Here is a 17,524-nt window from a genome sequence, read left to right on the forward strand (position 1 = left end):
TAACGTTCCTAATTAACTTTTGTTCATAGCAGAAAGCATACCACCATATACACCATTTAATGATGATAAGTTTGATGCTAAAGATTGCATTTGCTCTTTTACTTTAGCAGCGTTTTCAACAGACTCCTCGTTAATAGCAGCTTGTTTGTTAATGCTTTCTAATTGTACTTTGTAAAGGCTATTTAAAGATTCCATTTGCGCAGCGGCTAACGATAATTCTTCACCATATTTTTTAGTAGCTGCAACAGAATCAACAGTAGATCCCATGTTTCTAGCTGCTCCTTCAAAGTTTTTAATACTGTCTCCAAGGCTAGCGATTAATTCACCATCAATTTTAGCCTCTTTTAATAAATCGTCAAGTTTTTTAGATAAAACACCTTCAGCATCAGCGCTTTCTCTTTCAGTTTTTTCGCCACCAGCTAATTCTGGGTAAACTAAAGACCAATCTAACTCATCATCTACAGGTTCGAATGCCGATAGGGCGAAAATAATTGCCTCCGATACCAGACCAATTGTTAACAGTACGTTACCTGTTAAAGGACCAAACTCAATGTGAGTAATTTTGAATAATGCTCCTAGGATTACAACTGCTGCTCCTAATCCGTAAGCCATATTCATGAACTTTTTGCTTGCTTTTGACTTTGCCATAATTTTCGATTTTTAATGTAAGTAGGTTAATACTTAGTAGGTTAATAGTTATTATAAAATAGTATTGATTAAAAAATTTTTGATTGTTAAACCGTTACTGTGTTACGTTTGTCCCCATATAATCTTGAACGGTTCTAAAGCCAATGTAGCTTCTTGCTGAGTCTTGATATTCGTAGTCGCGTGAGCTAACTTGTAAAAAGTACGCTACATCTTTCCACGAACCACCTCTAACAATTTTACGTCTGTTATTTTTATCGTTAACACTTGGGTTAATTGTAGACGTGTATTGGTATGCTGAGGCATCGTAGGATGCGTTTATCCATTCTGATACATTACCTGCCATATTATATAAATTATAATCGTTAGGCTCGTAAGATTTTGCTTCGACTGTATATAATGCTTGATCTGCGGCATAATCTCCTCTTACAGGTTTGAAGTTTGCCATAAAACAACCTCTATCGCTTTTTGTATAAGGACCACCCCAAGGGTAGGTTGCAGCTTGCAGTCCACCACGTGCAGCATATTCCCACTCTGCTTCCGATGGTAATCTAAATGAATTTACAAAAGCAGCTCCTTTTCTTGATTTTTGGTATGCGTTCTTGTTAATAGTACGCCACTCACAAAAGGCTTTTGCTTGCATCCAAGTTACACCAACTACTGGATATTCACCATAGGCATCGTGCCAGAAATAATCGTTGTGCATTGGTTCGTTATACGAGTATGCAAAATCTCTAATCCAAACTGTAGTATCTGGATAAATTTCAATTTCTTCTTTTTTAATGGCTTCTTTACGCTTAATGCCACGTTTTCTAGCAGCTTCTTGAATATCCATATAACTGTATTGAAACTTAAACTTTTTAACATCCCAAGTACGTTGCCCGTTGTATGATTCTTCTAAAGGCAAATACATCGTATCCATGATCTCTGCATAATATTCGTCTGGATAGTCTGAAGTATCGAAAATTAAATCGACATCACGGTTTATTTTTCTACCTTCAAAACCAGTTGGCCCTAAACCGGTATAGTTTTCGAACATATATTTTTCGTAAACCGACATGTTTGCGGTATCTGCATCTTTAAATGCAAACTCACCAATACCACCATCTTCTGGCAATTTACCAACCTCGTCGGCAAGTACAGCTAGTTTATATCTAAGAATTGAATCTCTTACCCAGTTAACAAATTGGCGGTATTCGCTATTTGTTATTTCTGTTGCGTCCATATAAAAGGCTCTAACAGTTACTGTTTTTGAAGGGGCATCATGAACACCAGCAAGATCGTCGTCTGCTTTACCCATAATAAATGCGCCTCCAGGAATAAGTTCCATGCCATATGGCTTTTCTGGATGCCATTTTTTTCCTTTAACACCTACTAGCTCGCCTCTATCGTTAGAGCCACAACTTGCTAGCATTGCTATTACTGCAGTTAATAAAATAAACTTCTTCATATCCATAGAAAACTCGAGGTTAATTATTTTAGCTTCTTATTTGAGAGCGTAAACATATTTATATATTTTTTAAAAAACAACTTTTTATCTAAAAAATTTACATTTCATCGTATAAAATTTACATTTTACCGATGAAAAGAGCGTTTGAGCTAATTTATACCTTACACACTATTCTTTTGTATTGCCTTATACCAACGGTCTGGTACTTTGTTATTACAGGCATCGACGTAATCTTGATGCATGCATGGTAATAACGTGTGTCTTTTTAATTTATTATTAACATTCGACAAAAAAGGAATTTCAATCCACCATCGTCCTGTTTTATTACTCTTATAAAACACCAACTCCTCTGATTCTGTTAAAGTTATAAATTTTTGAAAATTATTTTCATTTGAAAAATCATCGTCGTTTACACGATAATTTACCCCTTCAACAAAGTACCAAATCATTTGTGCTATTAGCATTGCAGTTACTTCGTCGTTTTTTGAAGATTTATATTCGTAAATACCAAAAGAACTTACCTTATTACTTATACCTGCGTAACGCGTTATGGCACATATTTCTTTTCCATCGAAACCGTTTGGTGAATATTTTTGTTTTAAACTGACGTCTGAACTTTTAATAGAAGACATATCGACCGAAACAATATTTGCATCGCGCATTACTGGTTCGGCTAGTGTTATATTATTTGAAATTTCACCTAAGCGGTAATATTCGAAATACAAGCTCTCCATTAAATCTATTTCTTCCTGCGGATTAAAATAAGTTTGGTAGCCTACTGTGGCGTAATTAAATAAATTATAAGGTTTGTCTAAAATTATTTTCCCAACAAAACTGTTATTTTTTATGGGTTTACTGGAATCGCCTAAATTAAACTTCCCATCTACATTCACAATATTAACCATTGGCACCAAATTATCGTAAGCTCGATAGTTGGCATAGGTTAAATCTTGCGAACCTCCTAAAATTACAGGAATAATATCCGCTTTTATTAAGCTAATTATAGATTCTTTTAAAGCGAAGTAAGTATCGTTTACAGTTTCTCCTTTGTGAATATCTCCCAAATCGGCGATTGAAACATGCCAACCACCAGGAAATAAGCCATAAAATGCTTTACGAATTTCGTTTAACTGAAAAGTTTCTCCAATATAGTTAACATCATTACGATTTTCTAAAACACCTATTATGGCAATTTTTACACCTTGTAAATCTGGTATACCATTTTGCTCGGAGTGAATTTTTATTTTTTTGCCTAAAGCTTGCAGCGAAAGTAACTCGTTATGAGCTAACACAGTATCTGGCACTGGTGATAAAAAACTAAAATCCATTAAAAATAAGAGTGGTTATTTTACATATTGATTAACACAAATATTAAAAGAATAAATGGATTTTCTTATAGCTTTTTGAAAAAATCACAAGAATACTACACAACAAAACACAAATAGCTTAGCAAACAGTTTATTTACTTCTTTTTTGTTGCTTTTTTTCTTGTTTTCTTTTTTGGCGCATTGGCTTCTATAAGGGCTTTTGCTTCTTCTAAAGTCATGTCGCTAACATCAACTGTTTTGGCTAATTCTACCTTAACTTTACCTTGAATTACATTATGCCTACCCCAACGCGCTTTTTCAACTCGAATAGCACCATCTTCCCAAGAATGAATAAGTTTGTCTTTTTCCTTTTGAATCTTATCTTCAATAAGTGCAACAATATCATCATCGGATAAGTTATCCCAATCGTATTTCTTATTTACATTGATAAACATATTGTTCCATTTAATGTATGGTCCAAAACGTCCTTTACCTTTTTGTACTGGCAAATCTTGATAATGGTAAATTGGCGCATCTGCTTTTTGTTTTTCTTTAATTAAAACAATAGCATCATCGAGCTCCACACTTAACGGATCGGTTCCTTTTGGCAACGACACGTAGGCCTTTCCAAATTTAACATATGGCCCAAAACGCCCATTATTAACCTCAACCGTTTCGCCTTCGTATTCACCTAAAGTTTTTGGAAGCTGGAATAAATCCATAGCCTCTTCGTAAGTAATCGTATTTAACTGTTGGTCTGGACTTAAACTTGCGAATTGCGGCTTTTCTTCATCGTCCACTGTTCCAATTTGAACCATTGGCCCAAACTTACCTAAACGCACACTTACTTGTTTTCCGGTTTTAGGATCGGTACCTAAAATACGTTCTCCAGATTCTCTATCGGCATTTTCTTTAACATCTTCAACCACTGGATGAAAATTCTTGTAGAAGGTTTTCATCATTTTTTGCCAATCTTCTTTACCTTCAGCAATATCATCAAAATCTTCTTCTACTTTTGCCGTAAAGTTATAATCGAGAATGGCATCGAAATGATTTACAAGAAAATCGGTTACAATCATACCAATATCAGTAGGCACTAATTTTCCTTTATCCGACCCTACTTTTTCTGTAAGCGTTACATCTTTTATTTTACCTTCTTGAAGCGTTAATTGCGAATAGTTACGCTCTACCCCATCAACTGTTCCTTTTTCAATATAATTTCTATTTTGAATGGTAGAAATAGTTGGTGCGTAGGTAGACGGACGTCCAATTCCTAACTCTTCCAACTTCTTAACCAAAGAAGCTTCAGTATAACGTGCTGGCGGACGCGTATAACGTTCGGTTGCTGTTATGTAGCTATTTAACAAGGTTTCGTTAACCTTCATAGCTGGCAACATGCCATCTTGTTCTACATCTTCATCATCGGTACCTTCTAAATATACTTTTAAAAATCCATCAAAAGTAATGACCTCTCCGTTTGCCGTAAAGGTTTCATTATGCGTATTGGCTTCAATTTTAACGTTGGTTCGCTCTAAATTAGCTTCGCTCATTTGCGACGCAATGGCGCGTTTCCATATTAAATCGTATAATCTTGCCTGATCCCTATCTATATTTACGCTATGTGTTGCAAAGTTTGTAGGACGAATAGCTTCGTGAGCTTCTTGTGCGCCTTTGGCTTTACCAACATAGTTTCTAGGGTTGCTGTATTCATCTCCATAAGCCTTTTTAATTTCGGCTTCGGCACCTTTTCGTGCTTCGTCCGACAGGTTTACACTATCGGTTCTCATGTAAGTAATTAATCCCGCTTCGTACAGGCGTTGTGCCATCGTCATGGTTTTACTTACCGAAAAATATAATTTACGAGACGCTTCCTGCTGTAAAGTTGATGTTGTAAACGGAGCTGCTGGCGATTTTTTAGCAGGCTTTTTAGTTAAATCGGCTACTTTAAAGTTGGCCGTTGCATTTTTTTCAAGAAATGCTTGCGCTTCTGCTTTAGTTGAAAAATTCTTAGGAAGTTTTGCCTTAAAGGTTTGCCCATCTTCATTTGAAAATTCGGCATCAATTCTATAAGAAGCTACAGGCTCGAAACCAGCAATTTCACGTTCTTTTTCAACAATTAAACGTACCGAAACCGACTGTACACGACCAGCAGATAAACCACCTTTTACTTTACGCCAGAGTACAGGAGAAAGCTCGTACCCCACAATTCTATCTAAAACACGACGCGCTTGTTGCGCATCAACCAAATCGTAATCTATACCTCTTGGGTTTTCAATAGCTTTTAATATGGCAGATTTAGTAATTTCATGAAACACAATGCGCTTGGTTCTTTCCTTATCTAGCTTTAATGTTTCGGCTAAATGCCACGCAATAGCTTCTCCCTCGCGATCCTCATCACTTGCTAACCAAACCATTTCGGCTTTTTTAGCAAGGTCTTTAAGTTTTTTAACAACCGCTTTTTTATCTTTTGATACTTCGTATTTGGGATTAAAATCACCATCAACATCTACCCCTAACTCTTTACTTGGTAAATCGGCAATGTGCCCAAAACTAGATTCTACTTTAAAATCTTTACCAAGGAATTTTTCAATGGTTTTTGCTTTTGCTGGTGACTCAACTATCACTAAATTCTTCGCCATACTTCCTGTTTTATGGTACAAATTTATACTAAAAAAAATTTAACATCCTAATTTTATAAGCATTCATTAGCCATTTTAAACTAAAAAAGCCTGTATTTAACAACTTAAACACAGGCTGTTAATTTTTTTATAAATTATTTATTCTGAAATTGTTCCTATTTCATCAATAGCGCTTTTTTCATTAAACCCAACCACTTCCTTATAAATTAAATACACGGGGTGAAACAAAAAAGATTGCACAAAAATCCCTCCAAAACCACAGGTTACTAGAGTAGCCAAGGTAATACCAATGTAAGTCACAATAAGCAAACCTAATGTGATACCCCATTTTTTGTTTCCTATTTTAAATGAAAGTGACAAAATTTGTCCAACCGATAACTCTTCGTTAAAGGCAAAAATTGCAAAAATAAAGGCCAATGGCACTGCAAAATAAAATAACGGCAAATAACACATTAATGCCGAAGGTATCGCAATAAGTATAGCAATAAGCATTAACACAAAAATTTTACCCAAATACTTTCCTTTTACGAAATAGAAAAAATCTTGAGTTACTACCGATTCGTTGTAATCTATCTTTTTCATTATTCTATAAAAGGCAGCATTTAATGCCGTAGTAACTACTCCTAAAATAACAACTCCAACAATAACAACAGCAATATACAATACCGACATACTATTAAAAAAATTATCCATCGCTTCTGGATCGGCATAACCGTTTCGTTGCTGTTCAATAATCATATTAATAAAAGGCATATAGAAAATAAGAATTAAAGGCAACATTACAACCAATGTAAACAGCTGCAGCAACAACCCTTGTACCCAAGTTTTTTTAAATAGCTCTATTGATTTATTAAAAATATCGCCAAAATCTAGCATTCTAGCTTGTTCTATGCGTTTTGCAACATCATTTTCGGTATTCATAAATTAATTTGATAGTTTTATTTTCTCTAAAAGTAGTCGTTTTTTTATAATTATTACAAACAAAAAGCACTACCATATGGCAGCGCTTTAATATTTAAGGTTTTAAAATCTTAATTTAATTTATAAGTACTAATTGGTTTTATATCGTTTTCGAGGTATTCGTATTGATATAAAGTGTTTCCTCCAATCATTAATAACGAATTTTGTAGAGGAATAACATCTTTAGATTGAATATCATCATAATCCTTTATCATGCTCAAATCCAAAGGATTTTCTTTATTAAACAATTTTAAACCCGCAGTGCCATCGCAAACAAAAAGGGTATTCCCTTTAATTCCTAAACCGTAAGGATTCTCTAAAGTGTAGCGCAACGCCAAGGTTGGGTTAGCTTTATCACTTACATCGATAACTTCTAGTACACTTTCTAATTGTCCGCAGAAATTACCGCCACGCAAGGTTAAATAAGCATAATCGCCATCGACAACCACTGGGTCGCAACCTTCCCAATGAATAAACTCTGAAACATATTCTGGAGATGCTGGATTGTTTAAACTATAAATAAACATACCGTTGGTACTTCCTAAATACAAATAATCGTCGGCCTCGAACATGGTTTCAATATTCCAGCCCGCATAATGTGTATTTTCTAAAACAGGATTAGATAAATTAGAAATATTAAAAATCGTCATTTCGTAAGAACCTACGGTATATAAATAGTTGTTTTTAATTTGAAAACGCGCTAACGAACCACCTGTTCCTGTTGTAGACTCAATTGCAGCCGCATCAAAAGCAAAATCAACCATCATATCATCCCGTTTTTTTCTTCGTTCCGCAGTAACGGTCCACCCCACAATAATATCGTCTTCGTAATTAAATTTACTATAATCGGCTTCATCGGCTTCAATAGGCATTTGGTAATCGTACACGCTAAACACGTCTTCCAATCTTTCAACAAGCTTCACTTCAGTATTTATATCCGAAATATCGAAAATCAATAAATCGGTTGCACTATCGGCATATAAAAAATCATCTTTTACCGAAATATCTTCATTTCCTGGAATTTTAATAAACTTTACAATTGCTGGTGTTTCTGGATTTGCATTATCGATAACATGAATCCCTTCAACATCTCCAATAAAAATTAAATCTTTATAGGCGTAAATTTTACCGACTTCCTGTATCGTTTGTGGTGCCGCTATTTCAACGGAATTTCTAAAATCGGCTTTGGTCATTAAAAGCGGCGTTGCTACTTGTATTATTTCGTAATCGTCGTTATTATCGCAAGAAAATGCAAGACAAACAGCAAGACATAAACAAAGAAGTTTTGTTTTCATAGTTATAGATGGTTTTATTTTAAAGATACGAAAAAGCAAAAAGGTTGCGTATTTAAACTACTTATTTTTAAACATTTAGTATTTATACGATAACGCATCATCTAAACCATCAATATGCAAAATAACTTCACCGCCATTATCACTTATTTGCAATGGTTTTAAATTGAAACTTACTTGCTTTGTAAAAACCGCAAGACAAGCTTCGTTATTTACAAACTGGATTTTTAAATAGCGTTGTTCTGGATACGATTCGGCTATGGCACCAGAATCTATTAAATTAAACACCCAAGTATCGCCGCTGCAACCTGAAGCTTGAAAGTTAATACTAAGGCAATCTCCAATAATTTTAGCATTGACCACAGTAAAATAGTCGGTTTGTAAATTATTATAATTGTTAGCATCAATTACAACTGTTTTATCACAATTATCAGAATCTTCAACAGTATCTACGCTCTCTTCGCAAGTCATATTGGTTAAACTCATTAAAATTACAACAACCCAAAGAGCAACTTTTATAAAATTTTTCATTTTCATTTCACTTTTAGCAATAGCAAAAGTTAACACATTAACTATTAAGACCTTTACTTTTTATTAGATATAAGAAACACTAAAAGGTTGCGCATTTGCTTACAATATTTTCCAAAAAACTTTAAAACAAATTTAAACTGCCAATTTGTCACCAAACCATAAATAAATTATATCTTTGCATGCTTGTTGAAATGAAATATTTCAAATAATTATGGAAAAGACAATAGACGAAAGTAAACAGGGCGAATCGCTAATTCTAGAACAAAAAGAAGGCAACAAACGCAAGCTTTTTATAGAGAGTTACGGTTGCGCCATGAATTTTAGCGACAGTGAGATTGTGGCTTCAATTCTATCGGAGCAAGGTTTTAACACCACGCAAACCATCGAGGAAGCCGATTTGGTTTTAGTAAACACCTGCTCTATTCGTGATAAAGCCGAACAAACCGTTCGTAAACGTTTAGAAAAATATAACACGATAAAAAACAACCATAACCCAAAAATGAAAGTGGGTGTTTTAGGTTGTATGGCCGAACGATTAAAAAGCAAATTTCTTGAAGAAGAAAAAATTGTTGATTTAGTTGTTGGCCCCGATGCTTATAAAGATTTACCAAACCTTTTAGCCGAAGTTGATGAAGGCAGAGACGCTATCAACGTCATTTTATCAAAAGAAGAAACTTATGGCGATATTTCGCCAGTGCGTTTAAATAGTAATGGTATAACCGCTTTTGTATCGATTACTCGTGGCTGCGACAACATGTGTACCTTTTGTGTTGTACCATTTACTCGTGGGCGCGAACGCAGCAGAGATCCGCAAAGTATTATTGAAGAAGTTAACGATTTATGGAGCAAAGGCTACAAAGAAGTTACTTTACTTGGCCAAAATGTAGATAGCTATTTATGGTATGGCGGCGGACTTAAAAAAGATTTCGATAAAGCCAGCGACATACAAAAAGCTACTGCGGTAGATTTTGCGAAACTGTTAGACATGTGTGCGGTGGCGCAACCTAAAATGCGTTTTCGTTTTTCAACCTCCAATCCGCAAGATTTTACTATCGATGTTATTGAAACCATGGCGAAGCATAAAAATATATGCAACTACATTCACCTACCAGTGCAAAGTGGAAGCGACCGTATTTTAAAAGCCATGAACCGTTTACATACTCGTGAAGAATATTTCGAAATTATTGATAACATTCGTCGTTTAATTCCAGATTGTGGTATTAGTCAAGATATGATTTCTGGTTTCCCAACCGAAACCGAAGAAGATCACCAAGATACCTTATCGCTTATGCGCTACGTAAAATATAGCTACGGCTACATGTTTGCGTACTCAGAACGTCCAGGAACTTTAGCTGAAAGAAAATTAGAAGACGATATTCCTGAAGCCATTAAAAAGCGCCGATTAGCAGAAATTGTTCAGCTTCAACGCGATTTAAGTGAAGAAGTAATGAAAAGCAACGTAGGCAAAGTGGTTGAAGTATTAATTGAAAAATCATCTAAAAAATCGGATGCTGAATGGTCTGGGCGAACCTCAGAAAATTTAGTTGCCGTTTTCCCTAAAGAAAACTATAAAGAAGGTGATTTTGTAAACGTAAAAATTAACAGCTGTACCAGTGCGACTTTAATTGGCGAAGCGGTTGGGTATTCTGAAAATAATTAATTAGGTAAATGGAATCTGTTCAAGCAATAAAACAACGTTTTGGTATTATTGGCAATACGCCTGCACTAAATCGTGCCATTGAAAAAGCCATACAGGTTGCCCCTACCGATATTTCGGTGTTGGTTACGGGCGAAAGTGGTGTTGGTAAAGAAAGTATTCCTAAAATAATACATCAGTTATCGCATCGTAAACACAACAAATATATTGCCGTTAACTGTGGCGCGATTCCAGAAGGCACCATAGATAGTGAACTTTTTGGTCACGAAAAAGGTGCTTTTACAGGCGCAACACAAACGCGTAGTGGTTATTTTGAAGAAGCCGATGGCGGTACAATTTTTTTAGATGAAGTTGGCGAATTACCGTTAACAACACAAGTACGTTTACTTCGTGTTTTAGAAAATGGTGAATTTTTAAAAGTAGGATCAAGTAAAGTACAAAAAACCAATGTGCGCATTGTAGCTGCTACAAACGTAAATATGTTTGAAGCGATACAAAAAGAAAAATTTCGTGAAGATTTATTTTACCGTTTAAGTACTGTCGACATTAATTTGCCGCCTTTACGCGAGCGTCAAGAAGACATTCATTTATTGTTTAGAAAATTTGCTAGCGATTTTGCTTTAAAATACAAAATGCCAACAGTAAAACTAAGCGACGGTGCAGTACAAATGCTTTTAAAATATCGCTGGAGCGGAAATATTCGTCAGTTACGAAACATTGCCGAACAACTTTCAGTTTTAGAACAAAATCGTACCGTACAAGCTGAAACTTTACGAAATTATTTACCAACTACAGGAAGTAATTTACCAGCGGTAATAAAAACCACAAAATCGGAAAGCGATTTTAGTAGCGAACGAGAAATACTTTACAAAGTGCTTTTCGATATGAAAAGCGACCTCAACGACCTTAAAAAACTTACCATGGAACTTATGAAAAATGGTAACACTAAAGATGTTGAGAAAAACAATGAAAGCTTAATTCAAAAAATATACGGTAACGATACCAATGATGATATCGATTTTGAAGAGCACAACGACACCGATGCATTTTTAAGTATTCCAGAAACTACCGCAACGCCTATTGTAGAAGAATCTATTAACGATAAATATCATTTTGCTGAAGAAATTGAAGAGGAAGAAACCTTATCGTTACAAGACAAAGAACTGGAATTAATAAAAAAATCGCTAGAACGTCACAACGGGAAACGTAAATTGGCAGCAGCCGAACTTGGCATTAGCGAACGCACATTATACAGAAAGATTAAACAATACGATTTATAATTTTGAGTTTAATTTACATGACACGCATTAAACATATCATTTTATTCAGCCTTTTAATGACAACATTAAATAGCTGCAAAATACAATACGGATTTACACAACCAAGCTCTATTGAAGCCGACACCTTTCAAGTAAACCGATTTGAAAATACCGCTTTACTTATAGAACCAGGTCTTGACCGTGATTTTAAATTAGCGCTCGAAAATTTAATTCAAGACCAAACCAACTATACCTTAGTAAACAATAACGCCGATTTAATTTTTGAAGGTGAAATTACCGATTATCGTATCTCACCAACAACCTCAACCTCATCGAATACCGCAGCACAAAACCGACTAACCATAAGCGTTAGAGTTCGTTTTTTTAATACCAATAACGAAGAAGACGATGTTGAGCAAACCTTTTCGTTTTTCTACGATTATGCTGGAAGTGCACAACTAGTTGGTTCTCAAAAATCGACAGCTCACGAAGAAATTTTAGATCGTTTAACACAAGATATCATTAATGCTACCCTGGCTAAATGGTAAACTTTTATTACAATTTTAAAATTTTTAAATAAATTTGGAATATCTAATGAATAAAACCGATTTTACATCCATGCTTCAAAATCCGGAAACTTTAACTTCCGAACAATCTGATGCCGTAAAGTCAATTATTTCGGAGTTTCCTTATTTTCAACCTGCGCGGGCCGTTTATTTAAAAGCCTTAAAAGATCAAAACAGCTTTAAATACAATCAAGAACTAAAAACTACGGCGGCTTATACCACCGACAGAAGTATTCTGTTTGATTATATAACTTCGGAAGAATTTATTCAAAATGAAATTTCAGAATTCATCAAACAAAACACCACGCATTTAAATGATATTGATGTTGAAGCTGAAGATATTTCGGTAAACCGAAGCACGTTAGTTGATGATAACTTACATAAACAAATAGAAGAAACCGATGGCGCTTTAGACCCTAATTTGTTTCAACCAAAAGAAATCAAAAAAGCTTCAGAAACACCTTCTGATAAAAAAAAAGCGATTGAATCAACTATATTAATTGATGATTCTAATGTAAAAAAATCGCCTGAAGCTGTTTTAAATTTAGGGAAACCATTTCAATTTAATAAAACTGAAAAACATTCGTTTAACGAGTGGTTAAAAATATCACATTTTAAGCCTATTGAACGCGAAGAAGTATCAGAGCAACCGATTCCTGTTGAAAGCTCTGAACCTGATGAAATCACCACAAACACCCCAGAAGACAGCCTAGAAAAACAAAAAAAGTTCGACTTAATAGATAAATTCATTCAACAAAATCCAAGAATAAGCCCTGTAAAAGATGCTGCTCCAAAAGGCAATTTAGCCAACGAGCAAATGATTCAACCCGAAGCATTAATGACCGAGACTTTAGCGCGAATTTATGTGGAACAAAAAAATTATAAAAAGGCCATTCAATCTTATAAAATTTTAAGTTTGAAATATCCAGAAAAAAGTGGTTTCTTTGCAGACCAAATTAAAGCAGTAGAACAATTAAGAGATCAAAATAAATAAAACATAATGAGTACGTTTACAATATTTTTAGCCTTAATAATAGTAGTAGCATTTTTACTTATAGTTGTAATTATGGTACAAAACCCTAAAGGTGGTGGCTTATCATCGTCGTTTGGTGGCGGTGGCACACAGCAATTAGGAGGCGTTAAAAAAACAACCGACTTTTTAGACAAAAGTACTTGGACATTAGCAACCATACTTTTAGCATTAATTTTATTATCGAATGTTGCAGTAAACAGAAGTTCTGGCAGTTTAGAATCGAAAGCTTTAGAAGCCGACGAAACTATCGAGCAACCACTTCCTACTCCTGCAGCACCAGCAGCAACCAACGACACAACAACAGGTTCTGAAGAATAAAATTTAAAAACTCACACTTAAAAATGCCAACTTTTCCAGTTGGCATTTTTTGTTTCTACCAGTTACGACAGGCTTTCTGAAAGTTTGTCAGTTACCCCGCAATGGCACATTTTTAGCTTAACCCTATACCGTAAACATTAATTTTAAAATTAAAAATATATCACAATGGCATTAAACATTAAACCATTAGCAGACCGTGTTCTTATTGAACCAGCTGCTGCTGAAACTAAAACAGCTTCAGGAATTATTATTCCAGATAACGCTAAAGAAAAACCACAAAAAGGTACTGTTGTTGCTGCTGGACCTGGCACAAAAGACGAGCCTATTACCGTAAAAGTTGGCGACACTGTTTTATATGGCAAATATGCTGGAACAGAGTTAAAACTTGAAGGTACCGACTACTTAATAATGCGCGAGAGCGATATACTTGCAATTGTTTAATTGCAAATTCCAAAAAATCAAAAACTAAATTCCAAAAAAATCAAAAAATTCAAATATACGTTCCGATTGGAATTTGATATTTTGAAAATTGAGATTTAAAATTTTAAATAAAATTTTTCATTATGGCAAAAGACATAAAATTTGATATAGAAGCACGCGATGGATTAAAACGCGGTGTTGATGCATTAGCAAATGCAGTGAAAGTAACTTTAGGCCCAAAAGGTCGTAACGTAATTATTTCTAAAAGCTTTGGTGCGCCTCACATTACTAAAGATGGTGTATCGGTTGCTAAAGAAGTAGAATTAGAAGACGCCCACGAAAACATGGGTGCACAAATGGTAAAAGAAGTAGCTAGTAAAACCAACGATTTAGCTGGTGATGGTACTACAACAGCTACTGTTTTAGCACAAGCTATTGTTAAAGAAGGTTTAAAAAACGTAGCTTCTGGTGCAAACCCAATGGATTTAAAGCGTGGTATTGATAAAGCTGTTGAAGCAATTACTAAAGACCTTGAAGCGCAAGCACAAGAAGTTGGTAATTCTTCAGAAAAAATAAAGCAAGTTGCAGCTATTTCTGCAAACAACGACGATACCATTGGTGAGTTAATCTCTCAAGCATTCTCTAAAGTTGGTAAAGAAGGTGTAATTACTGTTGAAGAAGCTAAAGGTTTAGATACTTATGTTGATGTTGTTGAAGGTATGCAATTCGACAGAGGTTATTTATCGCCTTACTTTGTAACGGATTCTGATAAAATGATTGCCGATTTAGAAAATCCGTACATTTTATTATTCGATAAAAAGATTTCAAACTTACAAGAAATCCTTCCAATTTTAGAGCCAGTAGCGCAATCTGGTCGTCCACTTTTAATAATCGCTGAAGATGTTGACGGACAAGCCTTAGCCACTTTAGTGGTTAACAAATTACGTGGTGGTTTAAAAATCGCTGCTGTAAAAGCGCCTGGTTTTGGCGACAGACGTAAAGCTATGCTTGAAGATATCGCTATTTTAACTGGTGGTACTGTAATTTCTGAAGAAAGAGGGTTTACTTTAGAAAATGCCGATCTTTCAATGTTAGGTACTGCTGAAACTGTAACTATCGATAAAGACAACACGACAATCGTTAACGGTTCTGGTGATGCTGAAGCTATTAAAGCACGCGTTAACCAAATTAAAGCTCAAATTGAAAGCACAACTAGCGATTACGACAAAGAAAAATTACAAGAGCGTTTAGCAAAATTAGCTGGCGGTGTTGCTGTACTTTATGTTGGTGCTGCTAGTGAAGTTGAAATGAAAGAGAAAAAAGACCGTGTTGATGACGCTTTACATGCTACTCGCGCTGCTGTAGAAGAAGGCATTGTTGCTGGTGGTGGTGTTGCCTTAGTTAGAGCGAAAGCGGTATTAGCAAACCTTGAAACCGTTAATTTAGACGAAACTACTGGTGTGCAAATTGTAAACAAAGCTATTGAAGCACCGTTACGTACTATCGTTGAAAATGCTGGTGGCGAAGGTTCTGTTGTTATCAATAAAGTACTTGAAGGTAAAAAAGACTTTGGTTACGACGCTAAATCTGAAGAATATGTGGATATGCTTAAAGCGGGTATTATCGATCCTAAAAAAGTAACGCGTATTGCTTTAGAAAACGCAGCTTCTGTAGCTGGTATGATTTTAACAACCGAGTGTGCTTTAATCGATATTAAAGAAGATGCTCCTGCTATGCCTCCAATGGGCGGTGGCGGTATGCCAGGTATGATGTAAGTCGAGAGCCTCGACGGGCAAATTATCTCACTCATTTTTGAGTAAAAACAATAACACTAAAAACGTCTCAATTTATTTTGAGACGTTTTTTATTTTTTTACTATGTTTTTATTTTTCAATTACTTAGATTTATTTCATAAAATAAAAACATCATCATTTGGAGCCAATTACAATAATTTCTTCTGCAATTTTAAGTCAATTACAAGCTTCTGCGGTTGTTGGTACAATCGTCTCAAGTTTTATTGGAAGTAGATCCGACGAACTTCTTTGCAAAGGCACAAAACATCTTTTTAACAAAATAAAAAATAATGTTGACGAACCGGCAAACCATGACATCCAAAAAGCAGTAAGGAAAGCCTATTTGTGTGCTACTCATGTTGCTACTGATGAAGTAAAAAATGATACTGATTTAAAAGAAATAAAATCCTATTTAAAAAAAGAGCTTTCAAAACTTAAAAAACCAAACATTCGTTTTCCAAAAACCGAGTTGGACAGTAAGTTTGAACAACTACTAAATCCAAAAGGTAATTCAGTTGATGAGCAATTACCAACAATTAAGCTATCATTAAAAGAAATGCTTCTTGAAGAGTTGAAATTGATGAAATTGCGAGTTCCTCTGGAGCTTAAAAACAAAATCATGGATGGATGGAATGAAGGAAACAAACACTACGATTGGTATGAATTAATGTGTGCTTTTGCTACTGAGGATTTTAAAAGCAACGAAAGAATTAGAGCAGTTATACAAACAGACTACTTATCAATTTTAACACAACAAAGTAATGATATAAATATAAAAATTGATGATGTAGTAAGCCATCTTGAAGCCATTGAAGCAGCTTACAAGCCAATTTTAGTGAAGGTTGAAACTATTATTTCAATTGTAGAAAACACTAACGAGAAAGTAAACCAAATAGACAAAAAAGTTGATGACTTGGTTGAAGCATTAAAACTAAAAACAGGCGGTAAAAAAAACATCCTGTTTAACACAAAAGGTTTAAAAGCCAGCACAAACTACAACAAAATAAAAACTAAACTTGAGGCACTATACCTCGATGAAGAAAACCTAAGAATTGAAATAGAGGATTATAAACTAGAAGTTAAAGAAGCAAACAGCAACAACCTAGAAAGAAAAAAACGCCTACTAAACAATGCGGAGCAAAACCATTTGGAGGTAAATACACAAAGAATTGATACCGAAAAGGAACTAGAGGTTTTTGTTAATGATGTTTTAAACCTCGCTAAACTATTAAATAGTGAAGAATTAATAAACAACAATGACCTAAGTACAATTAAAACATTATTTGAACAAGGTAAATATCAAGAAGTTAATGAACTCCTTAACGAGGATAAGTTATATAAAGAACTTGAAACTATAAACACAGAAAAGCATGAGCTCTCACAAAAGTTTTTGGTAAAAGCACAAACCACAGTTATAGAAAAAAAAGAAAACTGGTTTAATTTAGCATATAAATATTACCAAGAAGCTATCAATTTAGAAGAAACAGCAAATAATTTATTCGAATTTGCATACTTTTTAGATATTCACAGAAAAATCTCAAATGCCATTTTTTATTACAATAAATGTCTCTCACTAAGAAGAAAACTCGCCAAGGAGAACCCAAATGCCTTTTTGGCTGACGTGGCGATGACATTGAACAATCTGGCAAGTCTA

15 protein-coding genes are annotated in these 17,524 nt (G+C 34.7%); 8 read left to right on the forward strand and 7 right to left on the reverse strand.

What is annotated here, in order from left to right:
- Positions 1-12: 12 nt before the first annotated feature.
- The 7 genes from porL to PK35_RS12240 form a co-directional block, all read right to left on the reverse strand.
- A complete protein-coding gene (gene porL, locus PK35_RS12210) occupies positions 13-648 on the reverse strand; it encodes a type IX secretion system motor protein PorL/GldL (protein WP_044626835.1) in 636 nt (211 codons plus the stop codon).
- A 94-nt stretch (positions 649-742) separates the two neighbouring features.
- Positions 743-2,095, reverse strand: a complete 1,353-nt coding sequence (porK, locus tag PK35_RS12215) for a T9SS ring complex lipoprotein PorK/GldK (protein WP_044626836.1) — start codon at positions 2,093-2,095, stop codon at positions 743-745.
- A 161-nt stretch (positions 2,096-2,256) separates the two neighbouring features.
- Positions 2,257-3,423, reverse strand: a complete 1,167-nt coding sequence (locus tag PK35_RS12220) for a formimidoylglutamase (RefSeq protein WP_044626837.1) — start codon at positions 3,421-3,423, stop codon at positions 2,257-2,259.
- 134 nt (positions 3,424-3,557) lie between these two features.
- Positions 3,558-6,041: a type I DNA topoisomerase gene (gene topA, locus PK35_RS12225; protein ID WP_044626838.1), complete on the reverse strand. Its 2,484-nt coding sequence runs from the start codon at positions 6,039-6,041 to the stop codon at positions 3,558-3,560.
- Positions 6,042-6,179: 138 nt separating this feature from the next.
- Complete coding sequence (locus PK35_RS12230) at positions 6,180-6,962, reverse strand: hypothetical protein (protein ID WP_044626839.1); 783 nt, start codon at positions 6,960-6,962, stop codon at positions 6,180-6,182.
- Between the two features lie 110 nt (positions 6,963-7,072).
- Entirely contained in the window at positions 7,073-8,296 is a 1,224-nt protein-coding gene (locus PK35_RS12235; protein ID WP_044626840.1) for an LVIVD repeat-containing protein, read from the reverse strand.
- 75 nt (positions 8,297-8,371) lie between these two features.
- The gene (locus PK35_RS12240) at positions 8,372-8,824 is read right to left on the reverse strand and encodes a hypothetical protein (protein WP_044626841.1); all 453 of its coding nucleotides are present in this window, start codon (positions 8,822-8,824) and stop codon (positions 8,372-8,374) included.
- 211 nt (positions 8,825-9,035) lie between these two features.
- On the opposite strand from PK35_RS12240, the gene miaB reads away from it, so the two are divergent.
- The 8 genes from miaB to PK35_RS12280 all read left to right on the forward strand — a co-directional run.
- Positions 9,036-10,484, forward strand: coding sequence for a tRNA (N6-isopentenyl adenosine(37)-C2)-methylthiotransferase MiaB (miaB, locus tag PK35_RS12245; protein ID WP_044626842.1), 1,449 nt, complete (start codon positions 9,036-9,038; stop codon positions 10,482-10,484).
- Positions 10,485-10,492: 8 nt separating this feature from the next.
- Positions 10,493-11,761, forward strand: coding sequence for a sigma-54 interaction domain-containing protein (locus PK35_RS12250; RefSeq protein WP_044626843.1), 1,269 nt, complete (start codon positions 10,493-10,495; stop codon positions 11,759-11,761).
- Positions 11,762-11,778: 17 nt separating this feature from the next.
- Complete coding sequence (gene lptE, locus PK35_RS12255) at positions 11,779-12,288, forward strand: LPS assembly lipoprotein LptE (protein ID WP_044626844.1); 510 nt, start codon at positions 11,779-11,781, stop codon at positions 12,286-12,288.
- A 46-nt stretch (positions 12,289-12,334) separates the two neighbouring features.
- Complete coding sequence (locus PK35_RS12260) at positions 12,335-13,300, forward strand: hypothetical protein (RefSeq protein WP_044626845.1); 966 nt, start codon at positions 12,335-12,337, stop codon at positions 13,298-13,300.
- Between the two features lie 6 nt (positions 13,301-13,306).
- A complete protein-coding gene (gene secG, locus PK35_RS12265; protein ID WP_044626846.1) occupies positions 13,307-13,657 on the forward strand; it encodes a preprotein translocase subunit SecG in 351 nt (116 codons plus the stop codon).
- 165 nt (positions 13,658-13,822) lie between these two features.
- Positions 13,823-14,098 (forward strand): co-chaperone GroES, encoded by a 276-nt coding sequence (locus PK35_RS12270; RefSeq protein WP_044626847.1) that lies wholly within the window; start codon positions 13,823-13,825, stop codon positions 14,096-14,098.
- A 122-nt stretch (positions 14,099-14,220) separates the two neighbouring features.
- Positions 14,221-15,852 (forward strand): chaperonin GroEL, encoded by a 1,632-nt coding sequence (groL, locus tag PK35_RS12275; protein ID WP_044626848.1) that lies wholly within the window; start codon positions 14,221-14,223, stop codon positions 15,850-15,852.
- Between the two features lie 157 nt (positions 15,853-16,009).
- On the forward strand, positions 16,010-17,524 hold a 1,515-nt coding region (locus tag PK35_RS12280; RefSeq protein WP_044626850.1), incomplete at its 3' end, for a hypothetical protein.

The sequence above is a fragment of the Neotamlana nanhaiensis genome, assembly GCF_000943555.1.
In the GTDB taxonomy this organism is placed as follows: Bacteria; Bacteroidota; Bacteroidia; order Flavobacteriales; family Flavobacteriaceae; genus Neotamlana; species Neotamlana nanhaiensis.

What these genes read in the sequence shown, in the direction of transcription:
- porL (WP_044626835.1), bottom strand. Translation starts at nt 648, where the DNA reads ATGGCAAAGTCAAAAGCAAGCAAAAAGTTCATGAATATGGCTTACGGA.
- PK35_RS12240 (WP_044626841.1), bottom strand. Translation starts at nt 8,824, where the DNA reads ATGAAAAATTTTATAAAAGTTGCTCTTTGGGTTGTTGTAATTTTAATG.
- PK35_RS12270 (WP_044626847.1), top strand. Translation starts at nt 13,823, where the DNA reads ATGGCATTAAACATTAAACCATTAGCAGACCGTGTTCTTATTGAACCA.
- porK (WP_044626836.1), bottom strand. Translation starts at nt 2,095, where the DNA reads ATGAAGAAGTTTATTTTATTAACTGCAGTAATAGCAATGCTAGCAAGT.
- groL (WP_044626848.1), top strand. Translation starts at nt 14,221, where the DNA reads ATGGCAAAAGACATAAAATTTGATATAGAAGCACGCGATGGATTAAAA.
- lptE (WP_044626844.1), top strand. Translation starts at nt 11,779, where the DNA reads ATGACACGCATTAAACATATCATTTTATTCAGCCTTTTAATGACAACA.
- PK35_RS12260 (WP_044626845.1), top strand. Translation starts at nt 12,335, where the DNA reads ATGAATAAAACCGATTTTACATCCATGCTTCAAAATCCGGAAACTTTA.
- miaB (WP_044626842.1), top strand. Translation starts at nt 9,036, where the DNA reads ATGGAAAAGACAATAGACGAAAGTAAACAGGGCGAATCGCTAATTCTA.
- PK35_RS12230 (WP_044626839.1), bottom strand. Translation starts at nt 6,962, where the DNA reads ATGAATACCGAAAATGATGTTGCAAAACGCATAGAACAAGCTAGAATG.
- PK35_RS12220 (WP_044626837.1), bottom strand. Translation starts at nt 3,423, where the DNA reads ATGGATTTTAGTTTTTTATCACCAGTGCCAGATACTGTGTTAGCTCAT.
- secG (WP_044626846.1), top strand. Translation starts at nt 13,307, where the DNA reads ATGAGTACGTTTACAATATTTTTAGCCTTAATAATAGTAGTAGCATTT.
- PK35_RS12250 (WP_044626843.1), top strand. Translation starts at nt 10,493, where the DNA reads ATGGAATCTGTTCAAGCAATAAAACAACGTTTTGGTATTATTGGCAAT.
- topA (WP_044626838.1), bottom strand. Translation starts at nt 6,041, where the DNA reads ATGGCGAAGAATTTAGTGATAGTTGAGTCACCAGCAAAAGCAAAAACC.
- PK35_RS12235 (WP_044626840.1), bottom strand. Translation starts at nt 8,296, where the DNA reads ATGAAAACAAAACTTCTTTGTTTATGTCTTGCTGTTTGTCTTGCATTT.